The following is a 21,564-nucleotide window of genomic DNA, read 5'->3' as shown; positions in this document are numbered from 1 at the left end:
GTCAGGCACTGTTTGCACTCAAAGCCGCACGCTTGGCCGCCTCTTCCTCGACCAACTCCTTTTTCGAGAGTTTGCCGACCATGGTCTTGGGCAGTTCGTCGCGAAATTCGAAATCGCGCGGCATTTCGATGGTCGACAGATGGTCTTTCAGGAATTCCTTCATCTGCGGTCCGGTCAACTGCCGGCCTTCCTTCAGCTTGATAAAGGCCTTGGGCGATTGCCCGCGGTAATCGTCGGGAACGGCGATCACGATGGTCTCCTCGACCGCCTCATGCTGGTAGATCGCCTCTTCGATCATCCGTGGATAGACATTGTAGCCCGAACACAGGATCAGGTCCTTGATGCGGTCGACGAGATAGATAAACCCGTCGTCGTCCTGATATCCGACATCGCCGGTGTGCAGATAGCCGCTCGCCTCGATGGTTTCGGCCGTCGCATCCGCCCGCTTCCAGTAGCCTTTCATGATTTGCGGGCCGTTAAGCAGCAGCTCCCCTTTCTTGCCATTCGGAACGTCTGTGTTGCGGTCCTCGATGTCGACGAACCGGACCGTGGTGCCCGGCACGGGCCGGCCGATCGACCCGGCACGGCTGGTCCGGTCCAGCGGATTGACGCAAGCCACGGGGGAGGATTCCGTCAGCCCGTAGCCTTCGACCAGAATGCAACCGGTCAGCGTCTCGAACTGCTCCTTGACCTCCACCGGCAGCGGCGCGCCGCCCGACAGGCAGAGCTCGATGCTGGTCAAGTCGTAATTCTTCGTCATGTGCGAATGGTTGATGGCGGTGAATATGGTCGGCACGCCCGGGAAAAGGGTCACCTTCTTGCGCTTGATGACATCAAGCACCGCCTTCAGTTCGAACCGAGGCTGAAGCACCATTTCGGCCCCCAGGATCACCGAGAGGTTCTGACCGACCGTCATTGCGAAGACATGAAAGAACGGCAGGACGCACAGTACCTTTTCCTGGCCGGGACGCGCCTTCTCGAACACATCGCGCATCTGCTCGATATTCGCCGACAGGTTCCGATGGGTCAGCATGGCGCCTTTCGGGACCCCGGTCGTGCCGCCCGTGTATTGCAACACGGCGATCGACGTTTCCGGATCGATGGCCGCGGGCTTTGGCGTTTTGCCCTTGGTCAGCAGGTCATGGAAGCGGATATGGGCCGCATCCTTCGGAATATCGGCCAGTTCCTTGCGCTTGAAGAGGCCGAAAAGGGTTTTCTTCATCAGCGGCAGGCAATCCGCCATGGGGCACACGATGATCTTCTCGAGGATCTGTTCCCGCCGCACTTCCTCGACCTTGTCGTAGAGCAGCTTGAGATCCATGGTGACCATGATCTTCACATCCGCATCGCGGGCCTGAAACGCGATTTCCCGTTCCACATAAAGCGGATTGAAGTTGGCAACGGTCGCACCGATCTTCAGGATGGCGAAATAAAACACCGAATAATAGGGTGTATTGGGCAGGCACAGGCCGATATGGTCCCCCGGACCGACGCCCATGGCCTGCAATCCGGCAGCCGTGCGGTTCACAAGATCCCCGAGTTGCGCATAGGTCCAGACCTTCCCCATGAAGTCCATGGCCGGGCGGTCGCCGAAGCGGGTCACCGTGTCATCGAGATAGTCGTGTACCGGGCGGGGCGTGAACCCCGCAACCCATTCCTCCGCAGTCGTCATAGCGTTCTCCAGCGCGCTTAACTCACAACGCCCGAGCGCGGGGGAGACCTCCCATGGAGCCCGTCGCCACGTTTCACCGCGGTTCCGGTTTCCGTCCTCTATGATCGTTTCCACCCAACTCAAGCGCGGCCGTTTTCGGCCGTCTTGGTCCAGATGGGCACAAGCTTCCGTTTACGTCAACAGGCGACGTTACTACACCCCGGTCGTTTTTTGCCCGGCAAAGCCCCGCTCGAGGGACACAGGCTGTGTCGTCATTTTGGGAAAACAGTGTGACGGCGCTGACCTTATCTCTTGGGCCAGGCCCATCTCGGCGGCTCGACGCCCTCAACGATCGTTTCACCGAACGACTTCGCAAGATTGTACCGTGTCGCCCCGCCTCACGCGCCAGCGCGGACACCAGATCCGCCGCATCAGACACGACCAGGACCTGTGTTTTTTCTGCCGCCCAGGCGATCAAACGCGCCAGGGGAAGAACAATGTCCCGGATCGACCTGTATCCGGCAACGGCGAGGGTCAGGATCATGGCCGATCAATCCACGAGTTCGAACCGGTCCACGTCGAACAGACCGAAATCCGTGATCTTGAGATGCGGAATGACCGGCAAGGGCAGGAACGCGACCTGCAAGAAGGGTTCGGGCAACGTGCAGCCCAGCGCCCTAGCGGCGCTCCGCAGGTCCTCCAGGGCATGGCGAACGGTCTCAAACGGCTCGAGGCTCATCAACCCGGCGACCGGCAGTGCCAGTTCGGCCTCCACGCCATGGTCGCTGGCAACCGCAAAACCACCTTTGAGGGAAATGACCCGGTTCACCGCATGAGCCATGGCCACATCGCTGGCACCGACAACACAGATGTTGTGACTGTCATGACCGACCGAGGAGGCAATGGCGCCCTGCGTCATGCCAAACCCGGATACAAATCCGCGTCCCACGTTTCCCGTCCCCTTGTGCCGTTCGACGACAGCGACCTTCAAAACATCCTGTGAAATGTCGGCCACAAGCTTGCCGCCGGCCACTGGCAAGGTTCTTCTCAGGTCTTCGGTCAGGATCCGGCCGGGCACGACGCCGATGACACGGGTATGGGCGTTTTTCGCAGGGACCGCGAAGGCTTCAGCTTCCACCCGGGCAATCTTCACGCTGTCCAGCCCGACTGGCGTCACGGGCGCGCGCTGCGCGAACAAGGTTTCGTTCACCAGTCGCCCGGCACTGACCACGCGGGCCACGCGGCAGTCTTCGAAATCGTCGAGCAGGACCAAATCCGCCCGCCATCCGGGGGCAATCTGTCCGCGATCCCTCAAGCCGAAGGCATTGGCCGCCGACCAACTGGCGGCCCGGTAAGCATCCAGCGGCCGGGCCCCATGGGCAATCAACCGGCGGATCATCGAATCCAGATGCCCTTCCTCGGCAATGTCCAGCGGATTGCGGTCGTCGGTGCACAGAGCCACAAAGGCCGAGCGGTCCGGCGTCAATATCGGCGCCAGCGCATCCAGATCCTTTGAGACAGACCCCTCCCGGATCAGGATCGTCATGCCTTTGGCAAGCTTCTCCAGCGCTTCATCGGCTGTTGTCGCCTCGTGGTCGGTGCGGATTCCGGCCGCCAGATAGCCATTCAGTGCCATGCCGGACAGGAGCGGCGCATGCCCGTCGATATGCCCGTCCTGGAAGGCCGCGAGCTTGGCCAGCACCTTCGGGTCTCGCGCCAGCACCCCCGGAAAATTCATGAATTCAGCAAGGCCGATCACCTTCGGGTGGTCGCGAAAGGGCAGCAAATCGCCGATCTCCAGGCAAGCTCCTGAGGTTTCAAACGCAGTGGCCGGAACGCAGGACGACAGGTTGATCCGCAAGTCCAAGACGGTCTCCCGGGCGCAGTCGAGAAAGTAGCGGATGCCCTCCGCGCCAAGAACGTTGGCGATCTCGTGCGGATCGCAAATGGCGGTCGTCACCCCATGGGGGAGAACGCAGCGGTCGAATTCGAACGGGGTCACAAGCGACGATTCGACATGCAGGTGCGTATCGATGAACCCAGGCACCACGACACGCCCGCCGGCATCGAACTCGGTCTCGCCGTAGTATGTGCCAAACGTTCCAACGATCCGGTCCTCGACAATTGCAATATCCGTCTTGGTGAAACTCCCATCGAGCACACTGAACAACCGGGCGTTCTTGAGAACCAGATCGGCGGGCACCTCGCCCATGCCTGCGGCGATGGCCTTGCGCAAAAACGTGGACGTGGAGGAAAAAGGGGGCATGGGCAATGGCCTTGTCATGAACAGGGGCGAGAAAGATGAAGCCGGACCGGGCCGGCGGGACTGTGAGTTTAACCAGCCGCCCCGTGAACGGCCAGTGCCGCCGTCCCTGCTAGCCGCGATCGGATAGAAACGTTGTCCTTGGGCCGCGCCGCGCATGCGCGAAAGACGCGTTTCGGTTTTGACGGCTTGACACGATAACAGGGGCCTGAAACGACAGCCCTTGATTGTCCAGAACAGGATCGGGTGATGATACTTGTATGCGGCGAAGCCCTTTTTGATCTTTTTTCGGACGACCCCGACGCCCCATCGCTCAATTTCCGGGCGCAGATCGGCGGATCGCCTTTCAATGTCGCGGTCGGCCTTGCCCGTCTCGGTCAAGCCAGCGCGTTTTTCGGCGGCATCTCGACGGACATGCTGGGGCACCGGCTGTTCGACCGCCTCACTGCCGAAGGTGTCGACACCCGGTTCGTGATCCGGTCCGACCGGACGACAACGCTGAGCCTGGTCCAAAAGGACGCCGGCGGTCATCCGGCCTACACCTTCTATGGCGAGGCTTCGGCCGACCGGATGGTGAGCGACACGGATCTGCCGCCCCCCACCGTGGACACCAGCGTCATTCATATCGGTTCCTACACGGTTTTGGTCGAACCGGTCGCGACCGCTCTCAAAACCCTCGTCCGGCGGGAGCGGTCCCGGTGCCTGATCTCATTCGATCCGAACATTCGGCCGACCGTGGTCGGGGATATGGCAAGATGGCGGAAAAACACAGAGGACCTGGTTCACATGTCCGATCTGATCAAGGTGAGCGATGAGGACCTCGCCTCGATCCATCCGGCTCAGGACCCGGAACGGATCGCGAAACGATGGATAAAGGCCGGCGCGGGGCTGGTCGTGGTCACCCGCGGTGCGGCGGGCGCGTTCGCGTCCACGTCCCGATACGATCTTGACCTGCCCGGTCACGCCGTCGAGGTCGCCGACACCGTGGGGGCCGGGGACACGTTTCAGGCCGCGCTCCTGATGGGGTTGACCGAAGCGGGCGTGACCTCCCGCCCGGCGCTCGACAACGTTGACAGCGCCACGCTGACCGGCATTCTCGAGACCTCGATCCGGGCAGCTGCCATCACCTGCTCCCGGGCCGGCGCCGACCTGCCCCGCAGGTCGGATCTTGCAGCAGTGGGCACATCTGCGGAATAACTTGCTGACAGTGGATTTAAATCGATTTAAACAACCGTTCTAACTCACGCCTCACGGAGCATGCATGGTTTCACGGGTCATTGAAGTCGACGAATTCGATCTGGTGGTGTTCGGCGCCTCCGGCGATCTCGCGCACCGCAAGCTGCTGCCGGCTTTGTACCACCGGTACGACGACGGCCAGGTTCCCGACGGGTCCCGAATTTTCTGCAGCGCCCGCCGGAGCTACTCCGATGCTGAGTACCGGGCCTGGGCCCGCGAGGCGATCGAGGAACATGTCAAGAATCACGAGACGCACAAACTCGACGCCTTTCTCGAGAAAATTCATTATATCGCGATCGACCTGGCCTCCGGCGAAGGGCTGGCCGACCTGAAGTCTGCGCTCGAGGAACGCCCTCACGGGATCCGGGCGTTTTATCTGGCGGTCGGGCCTGACCTGTTTGGGCCGATCTGCGAACATCTGGGGTCAAACAGTCTTGTCACCCCGCAAACCCGGATTGTTCTGGAAAAACCCATCGGCAAGGACGGCACGTCAGCGAAAGTCCTCAACGACACCGTTGCCCGCGTGTTTGACGAACACCAGATCTTCCGGATCGATCATTATCTCGGCAAGGAGACCGTCCAGAACCTGATGGCCTTGCGCTTCGCGAACGCGCTGTTCGAACCGCTGTGGAACGCCGCTCATATCGACCATGTCCAGATCACGGTGGCCGAAGCGCTCGGTGTCGGCGGCCGGGCGGGCTACTACGACACGGCCGGCGCGCTGCGGGACATGGTGCAGAACCACATTCTGCAGTTGTTGTGTCTCGTCGCGATGGAACCGCCGGAGTCGATGGATGCCGACAGCGTGCGCGACGAAAAGCTTAAAGTTTTGAAGGCACTCGCTCCGATCACCGAGGCCAATGCGGAAAAACTGACCGTGCGCGGGCAATATACGGCCGGGGCTTCGGCGGGCGGCGCCGTTCCGGGTTACCTGGATGAGCTGGGCAATTCGGACAGTGCGACCGAAACTTTCGTCGCGCTGAAAGCCGAAATCGCCAATTGGCGATGGGCCGGCGTGCCGTTTTATCTGCGCACCGGCAAGCGCCTGGCCCAGCGCGTGTCGGAGATCGTGGTGCAGTTCCGTCCGATCCCGCACTCGATCTTCTCCCAGGAGGCCGGGTCCATCTCGGCCAACAGGCTGATTATCCGTCTGCAACCCGATGAAGGGGTTCAGATGAAGATCATGATCAAGGACCCCGGTCCGGGCGGCATGCGCCTTCGCCAGGTTCCGCTCGACATGAGCTTTGCGGAGGCATTCAAGGTGCGCAATCCGGATGCCTATGAGCGCCTGATCATGGACGTGATCCGCGGCAACCAGACCCTTTTCATGCGGCGGGACGAAGTGGATGCGGCCTGGGCCTGGATCGACCCGATCCAGGCCGCGTGGGCGGCCTCGCGCGACAAGCCGCGGTCCTACACCGCAGGAACCTGGGGGCCGTCGGCTTCCATCGCGCTGGTCGAACGCGACCATCGGACATGGGCCGAAGACGGCCTGTGAACCGGACCTGGCCGGAAGCGCGGTCACACACCGGAACACGTGGCGATTGCATGAGCGGGAGCCGGACGATCACTGGAATTTTGGTGAGGCCGCAAAGCCGCTGAGAGGGAGACAACACCGATGACCATCCATCCAAGGATCGAAGACGTCACGGAACGGATCGTCAAGCGCAGCCGGATCAGCCGTGCGGCCTATCTGGACCGGATCCGGAGAGCGGCGGACCAAGGACCGCAGCGCGGCCGCTTGTCTTGCGGCAATCTGGCCCATGGATTTGCGGCCTGTGCCCCGAAAGACAAGGCGGCCTTGTCGGGAGACGTGGTGTCCAATCTGGGGATCATCACCGCCTATAACGATATGCTGTCAGCCCACCAGCCCTATGAGCGCTACCCGGACATCATCCGCAGCGCGGCCGAGGAGGTTGGTGCGGTCGCTCAGGTTGCCGGCGGTGTTCCGGCCATGTGCGACGGCGTCACACAGGGGCAGGACGGAATGGAACTCTCGCTGTTTTCACGCGATGTCATCGCCATGGCCTCAGCCGTCGGCCTGTCGCATCAGATGTTCGACGCCGCCGTCTTTCTCGGCATCTGCGACAAGATCGTTCCCGGCCTGGTGATCTCCGCCTTGTCCTTCGGTCATCTTCCGGCCGTCTTCATCCCGGCAGGCCCGATGACGACGGGGATCTCCAACGACGAGAAGGCACAGGTCCGCCAACTCTATGCCGAAGGCAAGGTCGGGCGCGACGCGCTGCTTGAATCCGAATCCAAGGCCTATCATTCGCCGGGCACCTGCACCTTCTACGGTACGGCGAACTCCAACCAGATGCTTATGGAATTCATGGGCCTGCATCTTCCAGGGGCGTCCTTTGTCAATCCCGGCACCCCGCTGCGCGACGCGCTCACCCGTGAGGCGGCCAAACGGGCGCTGGCGATCACGGCCCTCGGCAACGAATTCACGCCGGCCGGGGAAGTGATCGACGAAAAGGCAATCGTGAACGGTGTGGTCGGCCTGCACGCGACCGGTGGTTCCACCAATCATACGATGCATCTGATTGCGATGGCCGCAGCCGCCGGCATTCAGCTCACCTGGGACGACATGTCGGAGCTCAGCGATGTTGTTCCCCTGCTCGCCCGGGTCTATCCGAACGGCAAGGCGGATGTGAACCATTTCCATGCGGCGGGCGGCCTCGGGTTCCTGATCCGCGAACTGCTGTCCGAGGGCTATCTGCATCAGGATGTCAAGACGGTCTATGGCACCGACCTCTCCGGCTACACGGTCGAAGCCAAGCTCGATCCAAACGGCAATGTGGTCCGCGAACCGGTCGGCGAAACATCTGGCGATGAAACGGTCGTCGCTCCCGTCTCGAGGCCCTTTCAGGCCAATGGCGGGCTGAAAATGCTGACCGGAACACTCGGCAAGGCCGTGATCAAGATCTCGGCAGTTGCCGCAGAACGCCACGTGATCGAAGCGCCGGCGCGGGTCTTCCACTCCCAGGAAGACTTCCTGAAGGCCTTCTCGAACAAGGAATTAAATGGCGATGTCGCCGCCGTGGTCCGGTTCCAGGGTCCGAAAGCCTGCGGCATGCCGGAACTGCACAAGCTGACACCGGCCCTCGGCATTTTGCAGGATCGCGGATACAAGGTCGCCTTGATCACGGATGGACGCATGTCCGGAGCGTCCGGCAAGGTGCCCGCAGCGATCCATGTCACGCCGGAGGCGGCGGACGGCGGGCCGATCGCAAAGGTCCGCGACGGGGACATAATCCGGGTCGATGCGATCGCGGGCACGCTCGAAGTTCTCGTCGGGCAGGCCGAATTTGATGCGCGGCCAACCGTCACCCAGGACATGACAGACCATCACAGCGGCGTCGGCAGAGACTTGTTTGCGGCCTTTCGCCAGATCGTCGGAACCGCCGACACCGGCGCTTCCGTTTTTAAAGTATAGGGATTTCAAGGACGCTAAAATGACACAGGACACTTCCCAGATTGAAAGGATCATGCTGGCGGCGCCCGTGATCCCGGTGCTTGTGATCGAGGATCCGAAAAAGGCCGTGCCCATGGCGCAAGCGCTTGTGCAAGGCGGCCTCAAGGCAATCGAAATCACCCTGCGCACGGGACATGCCCTGGAGGCCATTGATGCCGTGAACGAGCATGTCGAGGGCGCCATCGTGGGAGCCGGCACGGTTTTGAACGGCGCGCAATATGATGCGGCCGTTTCGGCCGGCGCCCGGTTCATCGTGTCGCCCGGCGCAACGGACACGCTTCTGGACGCCGCCGATCAGCATAGTGTGCCACTGCTTCCCGGGGCAGCGACCGCATCGGAAGTGATGCATCTTCTGGAACGTGGGTACACGCGTTTGAAGTTCTTTCCGGCAGAACAAGCCGGCGGTGCGGCCTATCTGAAATCGCTGTCGGCCCCCCTGCCGGATGCCAAGTTCTGCCCAACGGGCGGGATCGGCCTTGGAAATGCCCTCAGCTACCTCGGCTTACCGAACGTCCTGTGCGTCGGTGGATCCTGGATTGCCGACAAGGCAGCCATCGCGGCGGAGGATTGGAGCGGGATCGAAGCGCGGGCCCGGGAGGCCGCCGGGCTCGGCCGCTAGATGAGATTGGCTCCCGCGGCATGGTCCGCCCATGCCGCAAGGTTACGGCATTTCGCCTTCATTCCAAAGAAGGCGCACGCCGGCCGACGTTTCATTGCGCCAGGCAAACTCACCGACAACCGGCTTTTCAAACCGCTTGATTTTGAGCATGACCTCGTCCGGCAGTGCGGTGAGGCCCTTGGCGGAAATACGGCATCCGTTCGCGCCTGCATCGACGATCAAGCCGGAAATCTCCGTGATCCCCTCCCGATCCGTGATTGTCACCGGGATCGAGACGGAATTCCGGCGTTCCCGGCGCTTGTCGCTGACCTTTTCTTCGTCCTGCGGGAACACGATCGACGCATCCTGTCCCTTTACGGCCATCACCCGGGCCTTGACCAGACGGTCCGAGTCACCGATACGGATCCCGATATTCCTGTGAAGGTCACCGATTTTTTTTCCCGTCAGCCGGGCGCCCCACGAGCTGACATTCGACAGAACGGCGGTCACGCAGCTCAGCTTGTCAAAATCAACCACGAGCACATCTTCAGTCGCATCAACGTTGTCCTGAAGATATTCCAGACGATCCATTCCACAAGCTCCCGACCTACCGGACAGGTAAGTTACGCTCAACTGGTTGCCTTTTGCTTAAAACGCAAGCAGTGCGGGGTTCATGGAGACCTCAAGATTTGGGCAGAAGCACCATCAGAATTGAGCCAGGACGGCCAGCGCGACCACCAGCAACATCGATACGGCCATTGCAATATTGATGGCTTTGTGGACCCGTTCGGGCAAGTTCAGCCGGCGGATCAAGATCCCGGCACTCAACCACAGAAGGTGCACGGGAATCCAGATCGCATTCACGATGGCGAACTTGACCAGCGTCTCGATCCAGAAACTGTCCGGGAAAAATGGGAAACCCGAGAAGAAGGCGGTGTTCACCGCGTAGGCCTTGGGGTTGATCATCTGCAAGGTCAGCCCACCGCCCACACCTGGCGGACGCTCGGGATGAATGAACGCGACCCGGGTTCCCGACAGCGCGATCTTCAAGGCAAGATACAGAAGATAGACCGCGGAAGCCGCGAACAGGACCTCCCGCAGATACGGCACGGAGAAGACAGCGGCGGCGAGACCGCTGACCACGGCAAGGGCAACCAGATTGGTCCCCAGAAACAGGCCCGCCACATATCTCAGGGCGGCCGCGCGTCCGAACCCCGACGCCACGCCGGCGGTGGAAAGGACGCCCGGTCCAGGCGTGATCAACAAGAAGAACACCGCAGCGGCAAAGGTTGTCATGATCCGGTGATAGCCTTGGCCGGGACCGCCCGCAACACTCTCATGATCCTGCGCGCTGCCAGGACACCGCGGGGAAACGCCATGGGCGGGGCCTTCCGGTCTTGATCCCGCCCCTGATCCAAGGTCTCATCACTCTAAACCGCCCCTCTCCCGACAATGATGATCAAGATCTTCACAATGGAGTGCAACGATGCCCGGTCCTGAACGGCTTCAGCAACTGAAAGACCATGCTGCGCGCTTGCAAACGCGAACGCTGAGGACCCTCTTCGCCGAGGACGAAATGCGGTTCGAGCGCTTTTCCGCATCCTGCGGCGACCTGCTGCTGGACTATTCCAAATGCCATGTGGATGCGCAGGCCATGACCCTTCTGGCCGCGCTTGCGGAAACCGCGGGACTGGAGGAGCGCCGGCGGGCCATGTTCGACGGCAAGCCGATCAACGAGACGGAAAACAGGCCCGTCCTGCATACCGCCCTGCGCAATCAGGCCGGAACGCCCGTCTATGTCGACGGCGTGGATGTGATGCCGCAGGTGTTCGATGTGCTCGCCGCCATGGGCGAGTTTGCCGACGGGGTGAGAGCCGGGGACCTGTGCGGCTCCACGGGAAAGCGCTTCACGGATGTGGTCAATATCGGAATCGGAGGCTCGGACCTCGGGCCGGCCATGTGCACCCTGGCCCTGGCGCCCTATCACGACGGGCCGGCTGTCCATTATGTGTCCAATGTGGACGGCGCGCATATCGCGGACACCTTGAAAGCGCTCGATCCCGAAACGACGCTCTTCATCATCGCCTCAAAGACCTTCACGACCGTCGAAACGATGACCAACGCCGGCACGGCACGCAAGTGGGTGGCCGCTGCCCTGGGAGACGCTGCTGTCGGCGGACACTTCGCGGCTGTGTCGACGGCCCTTGCCAAGGTTACCGAGTTCGGTATTCAGGACGACCGGGTCTTCGGCTTCTGGGACTGGGTCGGCGGGCGCTACTCCATCTGGTCGGCCATTGGCCTGCCCCTGATGATCGCGATCGGCCCGGACGCCTTTCATGAATTCCTGGAGGGAGCCCATGAAATGGACCGGCATTTCCGGGAGGCGCCTCTGCTGGAAAACCTGCCCGTCCTGATGGGTCTGATTGGCGTATGGAACCGTGACGCCCTCGGTTTCTCCGCCCGCGCCATCCTGCCCTATGATCAAAGGCTGGCACGGCTGCCCGCCTATCTCCAGCAACTCGACATGGAATCGAACGGCAAACGCGTGACCCTCGCAGGGGAGCCGGTTCACATGGACACCGGCCCTCTGGTGTGGGGCGAACCCGGCACGAATGGCCAGCACGCTTTCTACCAGTTGCTCCATCAGGGAACCACGGTGATCCCTTGTGAATTCATCGTCGCCGTTCAAGGGCATGAGCCAGATTTGGCGCACCATCACCAGATGCTCGTCGCCAACTGCCTTGCGCAATCGGAGGCCTTGATGCGCGGCCGCACCATTGGCGAGGTTCGGGAAAAGCTCATGGCCGCGGGAGCGGGCGAGGCAGATCTTCAAACCCTCGCGCCCCACAAGGTCTTCCCCGGCAACCGTCCCTCGATGACCCTGGTTCACGACCAATTGACACCCTTCGCGCTCGGCCGGCTTATTGCTCTTTACGAACACCGTGTGTTCGTCGAGGGGGTGATCTGGAACATCAACTCCTTCGACCAGTGGGGCGTCGAACTGGGCAAGGAATTGGCGACCGCCCTGCTGCCGATGGTTCGCGGAGAACCCGGAAGTGATGAAAAGGATGCCTCCACACGGGGCCTGCTTGCAAGGCTGCGGCCGGTGTGAGGTTTCCGGACCTCAAGGATGCCGGACAAAGGCATGCCAGACAGCGGATCCGCCTCATTTACGCCGCACCCCTCCCGTTTTGTCACCCGATTGCGACCCGATTGCGTTCCGAAAGGGCAGTGCCCTTGCCAACGGGATCGGGGCAAATGTGGATGGCATGGATTCTCTGCAAACGGGTGTTGAGATAAATCAACGTTGTACAATTGCCGATTAAGCCATGCTAACACTGTACTTGAAAACGTGGACCGAGCGACCATAGGGAGACCGACCATGAAAAAGATCCTTCTCATCGCAGCCTCCGGATTGCTGCTGACAGCATGCCAGTCCGACAGCCAACGCGATCGCGCACTTGTCGGCGGTGGCTTGGGCGCGGCAACCGGGGCGGCCATTGGCGCGGCCGCCGGAGGAGATGTCGGGAGTGCTCTTGCCGGTGCGGCCATCGGCGGAGCCGGGGGCGCGATCGCGGGCTCGGCCACGACACCAAGGAATTGCGTGGCGTACGACCGGAACGGGAACCCGTATCGCGTCGCTTGCCCGTAATCGAGGATAAGCCTTCAACGTCAAACGAGGATATGGGAATGAAAAAGCTGTTTTTGGTCGCGGCGACCGCCGTTCTTCTGGCCGGCTGCCAGTCCGACAGTCAGCGGGATCGCGCATTGATCGGTGGTGGCCTTGGCGCAACGACCGGTGCGATCATTGGGGCTGCGGCGGGCAACGGCGTGGGTCCGGCTCTCGCCGGGGCCGCGATCGGTGCGGCTGGCGGCGCCATTGTCGGTTCGGCCACCACGCCGAAAAACTGCGTGGCCTATGACCGAAACGGCAACCCATATCGCGTGGCCTGCCCGTAAAATCGACAGGACCGACACCGGCGGCAAAGCGCGATAAACTCTCTGGTGATTCGACAGTTTGACCAGGAGAAGAGCGATGAAGGCTCTTTTAGCAGTTGCAGCGGCCGGTCTTCTGGCCGCCGGATGTGCCGCCAACACCGACAGTCAGCGGGACCGAATGCTGATTGGCGGCGGGCTGGGCGCGGCAACCGGGGCCACCATCGGAGCTGTCGCCGGGTCGACGGCGGGCTCCGCCTTGGCCGGAGCCGCCATTGGCGCGGTGGGCGGCGGTCTGATTGGCGCGGTGACGACGCCACGGAACTGTATTGCCCGCGATCAGGACGGAACCCCTTACAAGGTTCGCTGTCCCTGAGACCGGGCAAAGGACAGGCCAAAACGGGCATCAAAAAAGGCCGGCTTGAATGCCGGCCTTTTCGTTTGGGCCGCTGCCGGCAATCAGGCGGCCTTGATCCCGGTCGTCTGTAGGGCTTCCGCCGGATCGACATAGTCATATCCCAAAGCCTCGGAAACAGCCTTGCAGGTGACATGACCGCCGATCACATTGAGGCCGGGCAGGAACAGCGGGTCGTCGATAAGCGCCGCTTTCGGCCCCTTGTTGGCCAGAGCCAGGGCGAAGGGCAGCGTGACGTTGTTCAAGGCGAATGTTGAGGTTCTGGGAACCGCGCCGGGCATATTGGCGACACAGTAATGCACCACGTCGTCCACGATATAGGTAGGATCGGAGTGGGTTGTCGGCCTGGAGGTTTCAAAACAACCGCCCTGGTCGATGGCCACATCCACAAGAACCGAACCGGCTTTCATCCGGCGGACAAGATCCGCGGTCACGAGCTTGGGCGCAGCCGCACCGGCGACAAGAACGGCACCGATGACCAAATCCGCCTCGAGAACATGCTTTTCCAGCGCGCTGCGGGTGGAATAAACCGTCTTGAGGGCCGGGCCGAACGTGTGGGACAGCTCCGTCAGAACAGTGACATTGCGGTCCAGAACCGTGACATCGGCGCCCAGGCCGAGTGCCATCGCGATGCTGTTGGACCCCACGACACCGCCGCCAATCACAACGACCTTGGCCGGCGCGACACCCGGAACCCCGCCAATGAGCGTGCCGGACCCGCCCTGCTCCCTTTCCAGGCATTTTGCGCCGGAGGTGACCGCGAGACGTCCGGCGACCTGTGACATGGGCGCCAGCAGCGGCAGGCTGCCATCGGCTGCCAGAACGGTTTCATAGGCAATGCAGGTCGCACCGGAACGGACCAGATCGGCGGTCTGCTCGGCATCCGGGGCAAGGTGGAGGTAGGTAAACAGGATATGGTCGGGCCGCAGCATCGCCCGCTCGCCCGCCTGCGGCTCTTTCACCTTCACGATCATGGTGGCGGCATCGAACACTTCCCTGGCGCTCGTAAGCACGGCCGCGCCGGCATCCCGATAGTCGGCGTCCGTCGCGCCGATCCCGGCCCCGGCCATTGCCTCAACGAACACCTCGTGTCCGTGCGCCACCATCTCGCGCACGCTGTCCGGTGTCAGGCCAACGCGATATTCGTGATTCTTGATTTCCTTAGGCACTCCGACGCGCATGGCGCAACCTCCCTGGCTAGAAACGGCGACTGACCGTCCGAAAGCTGTAGTCTACGCCGCGATGAACCGAATTTGGTTGCGTTTCGCGTGTGACTTTTTCAAAGTTCGCAATAAAATTGCGGCTATTATATATATTTTCGAATTTCATACGAAAGGACCCGCCGTTGAAGCTTGACGTGATCGACCGCCGGATACTGGAGGTTCTGCAAAGGGACGGACGCATCGCCAATGCCGATCTTGCCGAACGCATCGGCTTGTCGCCCTCGGCATGCTTGCGGCGCCTGCGGACGCTCGAGGAGAGCGGTTACATCTCCGGTTATGTCGCGCTGCTGGATCAGACGAAGCTGGGCCGGCGGATGGATGTTTTCGTCGAGATCTCCCTCGCCGGGCAGTCGAAGGAAATCCTGGAGGCATTCGAACGCGCGGTCGCTCGATCCACCGAGATCATGGAATGCCATCTGATGGCGGGCGACGCCGATTACCTGCTCAAGGTAACGGCCGCAGATCCGGTCGATTTCGATCGGATCCACCGCGAGGAACTGGCGCGTTTGCCGGGCGTGGTGCGGATGAAATCATCCTTCGCCATCCGTCCGATCGTCCGCCGGACCGCCTTGCCGCTCAACACCGGTTAGGCCGGTTCCCGGTTCTCCCGAATGCCCAGTCGACCTTGCCCAGTGCCAGGGGTATAGTCCGCCCCGACATATTTGATGACCTAAAGGGAAAGAACCGGTGTCCATCACCATCACGCGTTTGCTCGATACAACTTATCAGCTTGCCGAATGTCCAACATGGGACGAGCGGACCGGCCACCTCTACTGGGCCGATATCCAGGGACATTCGATCCAGGCCATGGATTGGACAACCCGCGCTGTCTCGACCTGGCACTTCGCCAATGAGGTTGGGTCGTTCGGCCTGACGGAAGACGTCAGGCTGGTGGTCGCGGTCTGGGACAAGATCATTCTCTTCGATCCGCAAACCGGCGCGCAGGAAATCTTGGCCGAGGTCGAGGCCGACCTGCCCTACACCCGGCTGAACGACGGAAAAGTCGGGCCGGACGGCGCGTTCTGGGTTGGCACGATGGACACCCGTTCCCCGCGGGAGCCCGTCGCGTCCTTGTATCGAGTTGATGGATCGGGAGCGGTTGAACACATCCGCGAGGGGCTGCAAGTGTCGAATGGTCTTGCCTGGTCTCCGGACGGCACCACCATGTACCATGCCGATTCAAGTCCGGGCTGGATCGAAGCCTATACCTTCGATCCCCAGCACGGGGCACTGGGCGCCAAGATGCTTTTCGCCCAGCAAACCAATGAAACCGGGCGCCCCGATGGCGCTGCCGTTGACGCATCCGGCCAATACTGGAGCGCGGGTGTTTCCTCAGGTGTGTTGAATTGTTTTTCGCCCGACGGCGAGATCAAGGCCGCGATCCGCATGCCCGTCCCCCGGCCGACCATGCCCTGCTTCTGCGGGCCGGAACTCGACCAACTCGTGGTAACCAGCCTCAAGCCGCCATCCGACCCGACAGTCATCGAGCCGGACGAGCTGTCCGGCGGGCTGTTTCTCGTCGAAGGGCACGGTGTCAAAGGCCTTCCGGGATACCGCTTCCGTCCAACCTGACCCCAACATCCCCCACAAGCTCGGCGCTTTTTCCTAGCGGCACCGTGCGGAAACGGGCCGCCAAGCGGTGCGCGCTTCGCTGACCTTCACCTTTTGATGGACGGTTTTGTAAATGGCGGGCTCCGTCACGACGTGACGGCCCGCCGGATGGATCACGACCTTTTCCTGCACGGTGCCATAAATCGCGGCCTGCCGCACCGCCACCTTGCCGCCCGGTTTGACCAGAACCGTTCGGGCCACGGTTTGATAGACCGCCGGGTGCTCGACCTTGCACAACACCTTCCGGCCCTTGCGCATCTGGTACTCCCATCCAACGCTTGCCGGGCGCACCAAGACCCGGTCGTGGCGCGTCTGATAGACTGGAGCGACCGTTCGGTAGGTAATGCGCTCCGGCTGAACAACCACCTGTCTGGTACGGTATCCGTAAACCGGTTCCGTATGCACCACGCGCTGTGTGGCAGGCTTGACCAGAACCGTCTTCTGAACGGTTTGGTAAGCGGCCGGCACCACCACCTGCTCGTAGCAGGAGCGAACGTTGCCTCCGGCGAAAACGAATGTTGGAACTGTCATAACGGCGACCGCAAGCCCCGCCGCGAACACGGATTGACGCATTTTACTTCCCCCCTGTCCCGCCACGCGCTGAAAAGCCCGGGGCACGCGGGGAAAGGGTAGGAAATCTTTACGAAATCTTAAAGCGGAAAACCCCTTACGCAGGGTTATTCGGTGTCGTATTCGGTATCTTCGTTAATCACATGCCGGGCCTCTTCGGGAATCCAGGCCCCCCAGCGGGGTTTGAGATCGTGATCGACGGACACCCGATCGTCGAACACAAAGCATTCGCCTTTCCAGAGGCTGTCTTGTTCCGGTACCTTTTCAAGGTAGTTCAAGATCCCGCCCTGAAGATGGTAGACCTCGTCAAAACCGTTCTTCAGCATCCACGCCGTGGCTTTTTCACACCGGATACCGCCGGTGCAGAACATGGCGACCTTCTGCCTGCCTGTCGGCCCATCCTCGCTTTTCACCCAATCGGGAAAGTCCCGGAACGACTGTGTCCTGGGATTGACCGCCCCCTCGAAGGTCCCGAAGGCGTATTCGTAATCGTTGCGTGTATCGATCACCACGACATCCGGATCGGAGATCAGCGCATTCCAGTCCTTCGGATCCACATAGGTCCCAACGGTTTCGTTGGGATCGATGCCGTCCACGGCCAGCCGGACGATTTCCTGCTTTAACCGGACCTTCATGCGTTTGTAAACGTGGCGGTCGGTCCAGGATTCCTTGTGCTCGAGGGCCGCCAAACGCGGGTCGGCGCGAAGATGCGCCAGAACCTCGCGAACCCCCGCTTCCGGACCGCAAATCGTTCCGTTGATGCCTTCCTTCGCCAGCAGCACACTGCCGCGCACGTTTCTCGCCTCGCAATAGGCCTTGAGGGGATCGCGCATGGCCTCGAAGTCTTCGAGCAAACTGAACTTGTAGAGAGCGGCGACGAGATACTGTGTCATTCTTGCGGGCGAACCTGAGATGATTGAGAGCGGCCCTCTATACAGCGTGCCGCCCCATCTTGAGAAGTCCGCATCTCAACGGAGGTCACCCATGGCCGCCGCTCACCCATGGCCTCGGCCTGGGGACAGCCATGCCTCACTGGTTCGCTTGAAGACTTTTGAGAAGGTTCAACACGGCTTCCACATCGGTCGCACTTGACGCGGCTGTCTTCGCCTCGGGCGCCGTTCGCGCCAGGCTTTGCAGCACGGCGCCAAAGGCCAGCACGTTTCCGGCCAGGGTCTGCTGCTGTTGGGCCGCAACGGCGTTTTGATAAAGCAGCCCCGTGGATTGGGCGAGCGATCCATAGACAGCGGCCAAGGCCAAACCCGGTGCATTGGAAAGCGGCATGGGTCCCAAATCGGTTGGCGGGGCGGGTTGCGGATTGGCGGAGGTTGTATCCTGTTTTGGCATTGCGCAAGTCCTTCAGGTTCCGGGGAAAACCCGGTTTGAAACACACTGCTGCCCTGTTGAATGCCCGATTGCGTTTTCTCGACGAACGCGAATTTTCCCAAGAGGCATCCAAAACGGATATAACCTTAAGGTGTAAATAAAGACTTATGCACGTCAAAGAGCTTCGTCCCGGGCGCCCGGAACGAAGCACAAGACAATCAATTGGCGCCGGTTGGGGTTAGCGGCCCGATCCGAACGCGTTCAAGACAGTCAGAAGGCTGGTCAGATTGTCGGAAACGCCAGTCTGTCCGACCTTCTCCGTGGCGCCGGCCCCGGCCATGGTGTCCATGCTGTAGATCTGCATCACGCCCTGGTTGACCGCGGCTTGCGCCAGAATGTTCTGCTGCTGCTGCGCCGAGACCGCGTTTTCGAACAGGATTCCGGTCGAATGCGCCATGGACTGGTAAAGGGTGCTCAAGGCCATGGCCGGCGATTCACCCACAACCTTGACGTTGGATTGGGTGACGGCGTCGGTGACCATGGGGTTCACTGTTACGGGATCAGGCATATGTCATCTCCTTAAGGCTTGGCCGGCATTCGTACCGGTCCGTGCACTGGTAATGACGCGCAAAGGGCCGCCTTGTGACGTGCGTTTGTGAAAAAACCCTCTGCCTGGCAGAAAAGCGAAAACGCCGGCGGCGCCGGCGTTGAACGGGATAATGGCGGGCGCGGCCCGCCAAAGCCGGGTCTCGCAGTCTTGCCTGACGGGCGAGGTCGGTGACTGGTGTGCAATCCGTCTTGGCCTTCAGGCCGTGTTGGCCCTATTGGCTCTGCTGGGCCATCTTTTCCGCTTGCATTCGCAGCTGGGATAGCTGGCTTTCCACCTCCCGGGCAACCATCGACTGGAGGTTGGACATCAGGATATTGAGCTGATAGGCGACTTTCGGATCCGGATTGGCCTGCGGATTGATCCCCGCCAAGCCTCCTGAGAGCGGTGCATCGGAGGTTTTGGCATCGAACAGCCCCGAATTTTTTCCCGCATGGAGCAACTCGGTCAGGGACTGCCGGTTTTTCAGAAGATCCTGAAGCAGGTCGTGCTGCCGGGACATGTCTTCCGACAGAGCCTTGGCCTTGGAACTGGCATCGCTGAGAACCTTCTCGACGACGTTCAAGCCCTCATCGAGCGCCTTTTCACTCTCTTGCTGCTTCTTCAGGATCGCGCCGGCGACGCCCAAAAGCGCAGGGAGAGACCGGTAAGCCGCCTGGTATTCGGATTGCAGGACGCCGGTTTGCCTTGAACTCTCCAGCAAAGCCTTGAGAGCCTCGGCCGGCGTGCGCGTTTGAGGTTCGCTAGTCCCCCGCGCCCGTCCTTTTCCCCGGTTTTCGGTTGGATCTTCCCCGGCCATCTGCGCTCTCCTTTGGCTTTTCCTTTGCAACCACCACCTCGCTTGCGACACTTGCCACCGAAACGGCCTCCACCTCGACCTCCTCAAACACCGCACTGCCCTGCTCTTGGGGACTGTCGGTCCGGCCGGTCCGGCGGCAACAGGCACCCCACCGCTCGCGCGGTAGGTCCCGTCCTGTCCTGTAAGGCCGCCGGGAGCCACATTCTTCGGCCAGATCCGTGATAAAGGCCAGAATTTGGGCGGGGGGAACCGGCACGCAAACGGCGGCAGCCCCCGCCCCGGCGGTTTCAAGCTCTGTGTGCGGTTCCCCCCCTCCCCGCTCCTGAAACACGTGTGCGGCCCCCATCAGGTTCAGCCGCGCCCCGGTCAGCAGCGACACATAGCGGGCATGATCCCGGTAAGCGTCCACCTTCGGCGTCTGGTTTTCAACGGTCTGCTCAAGAGCATCGATCCACCGCGCAAGGCCGCGAAGGAGAAGGGTGTCGAGACCCCGCTCCAGGTCCTCAAGTTCACTTTGCATGCGTTGGCTCCTTCATTGTCGGCAGCCACTCAATTCCGGTCACTCATCCGGCGCGATCTGACGGATGATTTTCTCAAGAAGGGCCTTTTCTTCGGGCGACAGCGCCGCCTCCACCTGTTTCAAGGTTTTCCTGAGAACCTCTGCGGGTTCGGGTGGCGGATATCCCTGCGGGCCGGGATCATCACCCGCGGGCCTGGGATCGGCCGCCTTTTTGCGCGGGACAGACGGAACGGCACCACTTATCGGCCCGTCACCGTCGCCATCCGCACCCCCGTCTGGGTTCCCATCCCCCTTCCCGTCCCGGTCTCCGCCTCCGGCGGTGTTCGATGTCATCTTGGTGTTCCCCTTCCGGTCTGCGGGTTTAATCGGCTTCAAAGTCCTGGAAGTCTTCCTTTGCCGCCTGGCCTGCATCCTTGCTGACCGTGCTGAAGATCTGCACAGCGTTCGTCACCATGGTGTTCATGTCGTTCATGATCTTGGTTCCTTCGGCACCGTCTGTCTCGGCGATTTTCTTGGCGGCGACCGCCTGACCGGCAATGGCGATTTGCATCACGGCGGTCATGTAGTTTTCCGCGCCCTGAACCGCCAAGCCGGCGGCCTGACCGGTCATGAGTTCGGGCGGGGTAACGACCATGTCACTGCGGCTTTCGGCATTCTGTGAATTCGCAAATGACACCGCCTGAACGATCTTTTGGTTGAGCGCGGAAGTATCCGGAGCCTGGCCAGCGGGAGCTTTGGGGGGCGCTGCTGCGGCTCCATTGTCGCCAAGCGGCCCGTGACCCCATCCATTGTCGTCAACCCCGGCGGCGCCAAGGCTTTTCGGACGAGGCACGCCCGCATCCACAAAGGGGCGCAACCGTCCGTCCGGATCGCGAGAAAACCCATGTGTCGCGGACGCGCCCCTTCCAGGTCCCGCTTTCCCCGGCACAGGACCGTCGGCCTGGCGGTCTTTCGAAAGAAGTTGTCCCAAAAGCCCTCGAAACCCCATGGCGTTCTCCACTCACGCTTGGCCGGCGCTCACTCTATTCGGCGATGTCCATGATGAGCTGGCAGGCCTTGGACACCACGGCCGTGGTCAGCTGGTTCATGGCCTGCTGGCTGTGCACGGCATTTTGAATGGACAGGCCGGATGCATGGCTCGCGACCTGGTATAGGTTTCCCATAGCCTGGGACGGCGCTTCGGCGACCACCTTCACATTTGTCTGGGTCACCGCATCCGTGATCTGGGGATTTACGACGTCAGCCATGGTTCTGTTCCGTTTCTGGTCATTTCCCCGGTTGCGGGGAGGCGGATTGGTATGTCAGCCGCTTTCGCCCGGCTGCTATCTCACGGA

The 21,564-nt window shown here is 61.5% G+C and carries 24 protein-coding genes; 10 read left to right on the top strand and 14 right to left on the bottom strand.

Annotation, left to right across the window (positions count from 1 at the left end):
• Position 1: 1 nt before the first annotated feature.
• Positions 2-1,672, bottom strand: a complete 1,671-nt coding sequence (locus tag F0184_RS02885) for a long-chain-fatty-acid--CoA ligase (RefSeq protein WP_150494243.1) — start codon at positions 1,670-1,672, stop codon at positions 2-4.
• A gap of 529 nt (positions 1,673-2,201) precedes the next feature.
• On the bottom strand, positions 2,202-3,917 hold the full coding sequence (gene ade / locus F0184_RS02880) for an adenine deaminase (protein WP_150494241.1): 1,716 nt from the start codon (positions 3,915-3,917) through the stop codon (positions 2,202-2,204).
• Positions 3,918-4,163: 246 nt separating this feature from the next.
• Here ade and F0184_RS02875 point away from each other — a divergent pair, with 246 nt between their 5' ends.
• The 4 genes from F0184_RS02875 (at position 4,164) to F0184_RS02860 (ending at position 9,247) form a co-directional block, all read left to right on the top strand.
• Positions 4,164-5,111 (top strand): carbohydrate kinase family protein, encoded by a 948-nt coding sequence (locus tag F0184_RS02875; RefSeq protein ID WP_150494239.1) that lies wholly within the window; start codon positions 4,164-4,166, stop codon positions 5,109-5,111.
• A 64-nt stretch (positions 5,112-5,175) separates the two neighbouring features.
• Positions 5,176-6,648 carry a glucose-6-phosphate dehydrogenase gene (zwf, locus tag F0184_RS02870; protein ID WP_150494237.1) on the top strand — a complete coding sequence of 491 codons (1,473 nt, stop codon included), beginning with the start codon at positions 5,176-5,178 and terminating at the stop codon, positions 6,646-6,648.
• Between the two features lie 120 nt (positions 6,649-6,768).
• Positions 6,769-8,589, top strand: coding sequence for a phosphogluconate dehydratase (gene edd / locus F0184_RS02865; RefSeq protein ID WP_150494234.1), 1,821 nt, complete (start codon positions 6,769-6,771; stop codon positions 8,587-8,589).
• A gap of 19 nt (positions 8,590-8,608) precedes the next feature.
• A complete protein-coding gene (locus tag F0184_RS02860; protein WP_150494232.1) occupies positions 8,609-9,247 on the top strand; it encodes a bifunctional 4-hydroxy-2-oxoglutarate aldolase/2-dehydro-3-deoxy-phosphogluconate aldolase in 639 nt (212 codons plus the stop codon).
• Positions 9,248-9,289: 42 nt separating this feature from the next.
• Here F0184_RS02860 and F0184_RS02855 read toward each other — a convergent pair whose 3' ends face one another.
• Together F0184_RS02855 and F0184_RS02850 are read right to left on the bottom strand one after the other, a co-directional pair.
• Positions 9,290-9,817, bottom strand: a complete 528-nt coding sequence (locus tag F0184_RS02855) for a PilZ domain-containing protein (protein WP_150494230.1) — start codon at positions 9,815-9,817, stop codon at positions 9,290-9,292.
• Positions 9,818-9,931: 114 nt separating this feature from the next.
• Entirely contained in the window at positions 9,932-10,522 is a 591-nt protein-coding gene (locus F0184_RS02850) for a LysE family translocator (RefSeq protein WP_150494228.1), read from the bottom strand.
• Positions 10,523-10,712: 190 nt separating this feature from the next.
• Between F0184_RS02850 and pgi the strand changes: the two genes are divergently transcribed.
• From pgi to F0184_RS02830, 4 genes are all read left to right on the top strand, one after another.
• Positions 10,713-12,338 (top strand): glucose-6-phosphate isomerase, encoded by a 1,626-nt coding sequence (gene pgi / locus F0184_RS02845; RefSeq protein ID WP_150494226.1) that lies wholly within the window; start codon positions 10,713-10,715, stop codon positions 12,336-12,338.
• Positions 12,339-12,608: 270 nt separating this feature from the next.
• On the top strand, positions 12,609-12,878 hold the full coding sequence (locus F0184_RS02840; RefSeq protein WP_150494224.1) for a bacteriocin: 270 nt from the start codon (positions 12,609-12,611) through the stop codon (positions 12,876-12,878).
• A gap of 38 nt (positions 12,879-12,916) precedes the next feature.
• On the top strand, positions 12,917-13,186 hold the full coding sequence (locus F0184_RS02835) for a glycine zipper domain-containing protein (protein ID WP_150494222.1): 270 nt from the start codon (positions 12,917-12,919) through the stop codon (positions 13,184-13,186).
• Positions 13,187-13,262: 76 nt separating this feature from the next.
• Positions 13,263-13,538 carry a glycine zipper domain-containing protein gene (locus F0184_RS02830; RefSeq protein ID WP_150494220.1) on the top strand — a complete coding sequence of 92 codons (276 nt, stop codon included), beginning with the start codon at positions 13,263-13,265 and terminating at the stop codon, positions 13,536-13,538.
• An 83-nt stretch (positions 13,539-13,621) separates the two neighbouring features.
• Here F0184_RS02830 and ald read toward each other — a convergent pair whose 3' ends face one another.
• On the bottom strand, positions 13,622-14,758 hold the full coding sequence (gene ald / locus F0184_RS02825) for an alanine dehydrogenase (protein ID WP_150494218.1): 1,137 nt from the start codon (positions 14,756-14,758) through the stop codon (positions 13,622-13,624).
• Between the two features lie 164 nt (positions 14,759-14,922).
• On the opposite strand from ald, the gene F0184_RS02820 reads away from it, so the two are divergent.
• Positions 14,923-15,390: an Lrp/AsnC family transcriptional regulator gene (locus F0184_RS02820; protein WP_150494216.1), complete on the top strand. Its 468-nt coding sequence runs from the start codon at positions 14,923-14,925 to the stop codon at positions 15,388-15,390.
• Between the two features lie 97 nt (positions 15,391-15,487).
• Positions 15,488-16,372, top strand: a complete 885-nt coding sequence (locus F0184_RS02815; protein WP_150494214.1) for an SMP-30/gluconolactonase/LRE family protein — start codon at positions 15,488-15,490, stop codon at positions 16,370-16,372.
• Between the two features lie 33 nt (positions 16,373-16,405).
• Here F0184_RS02815 and F0184_RS02810 read toward each other — a convergent pair whose 3' ends face one another.
• The 9 genes from F0184_RS02810 to F0184_RS02770 form a co-directional block, all read right to left on the bottom strand.
• A complete protein-coding gene (locus tag F0184_RS02810) occupies positions 16,406-16,984 on the bottom strand; it encodes a hypothetical protein (RefSeq protein ID WP_150494212.1) in 579 nt (192 codons plus the stop codon).
• A gap of 104 nt (positions 16,985-17,088) precedes the next feature.
• A complete protein-coding gene (gene trhO, locus F0184_RS02805; RefSeq protein ID WP_150494210.1) occupies positions 17,089-17,874 on the bottom strand; it encodes an oxygen-dependent tRNA uridine(34) hydroxylase TrhO in 786 nt (261 codons plus the stop codon).
• A gap of 136 nt (positions 17,875-18,010) precedes the next feature.
• Positions 18,011-18,325, bottom strand: coding sequence for a RebB family R body protein (locus tag F0184_RS02800; RefSeq protein ID WP_206668290.1), 315 nt, complete (start codon positions 18,323-18,325; stop codon positions 18,011-18,013).
• Between the two features lie 217 nt (positions 18,326-18,542).
• Positions 18,543-18,872 (bottom strand): RebB family R body protein, encoded by a 330-nt coding sequence (locus F0184_RS02795; RefSeq protein WP_150494208.1) that lies wholly within the window; start codon positions 18,870-18,872, stop codon positions 18,543-18,545.
• Between the two features lie 253 nt (positions 18,873-19,125).
• Positions 19,126-19,710 (bottom strand): hypothetical protein, encoded by a 585-nt coding sequence (locus F0184_RS02790; protein WP_150494206.1) that lies wholly within the window; start codon positions 19,708-19,710, stop codon positions 19,126-19,128.
• Positions 19,655-20,230: a hypothetical protein gene (locus tag F0184_RS02785; protein WP_150494204.1), complete on the bottom strand. Its 576-nt coding sequence runs from the start codon at positions 20,228-20,230 to the stop codon at positions 19,655-19,657. Before F0184_RS02785 ends, F0184_RS02790 begins: the two co-directional genes overlap by 56 nt.
• Positions 20,231-20,269: 39 nt before the next feature.
• A complete protein-coding gene (locus tag F0184_RS02780) occupies positions 20,270-20,563 on the bottom strand; it encodes a hypothetical protein (RefSeq protein ID WP_150494202.1) in 294 nt (97 codons plus the stop codon).
• A 28-nt stretch (positions 20,564-20,591) separates the two neighbouring features.
• Positions 20,592-21,062, bottom strand: a complete 471-nt coding sequence (locus F0184_RS02775) for a hypothetical protein (protein ID WP_150494200.1) — start codon at positions 21,060-21,062, stop codon at positions 20,592-20,594.
• A 190-nt stretch (positions 21,063-21,252) separates the two neighbouring features.
• Positions 21,253-21,477, bottom strand: a complete 225-nt coding sequence (locus F0184_RS02770; protein ID WP_150494198.1) for a RebB family R body protein — start codon at positions 21,475-21,477, stop codon at positions 21,253-21,255.
• Positions 21,478-21,564 lie beyond the last annotated feature (87 nt).

Origin of the sequence: Roseibium aquae, assembly GCF_008711285.1 — a bacterium.
In the GTDB taxonomy this organism is placed as follows: Bacteria; Pseudomonadota; Alphaproteobacteria; order Rhizobiales; family Stappiaceae; genus Roseibium; species Roseibium aquae.
This window is presented reverse-complemented; position numbering and strand designations above follow the sequence as displayed.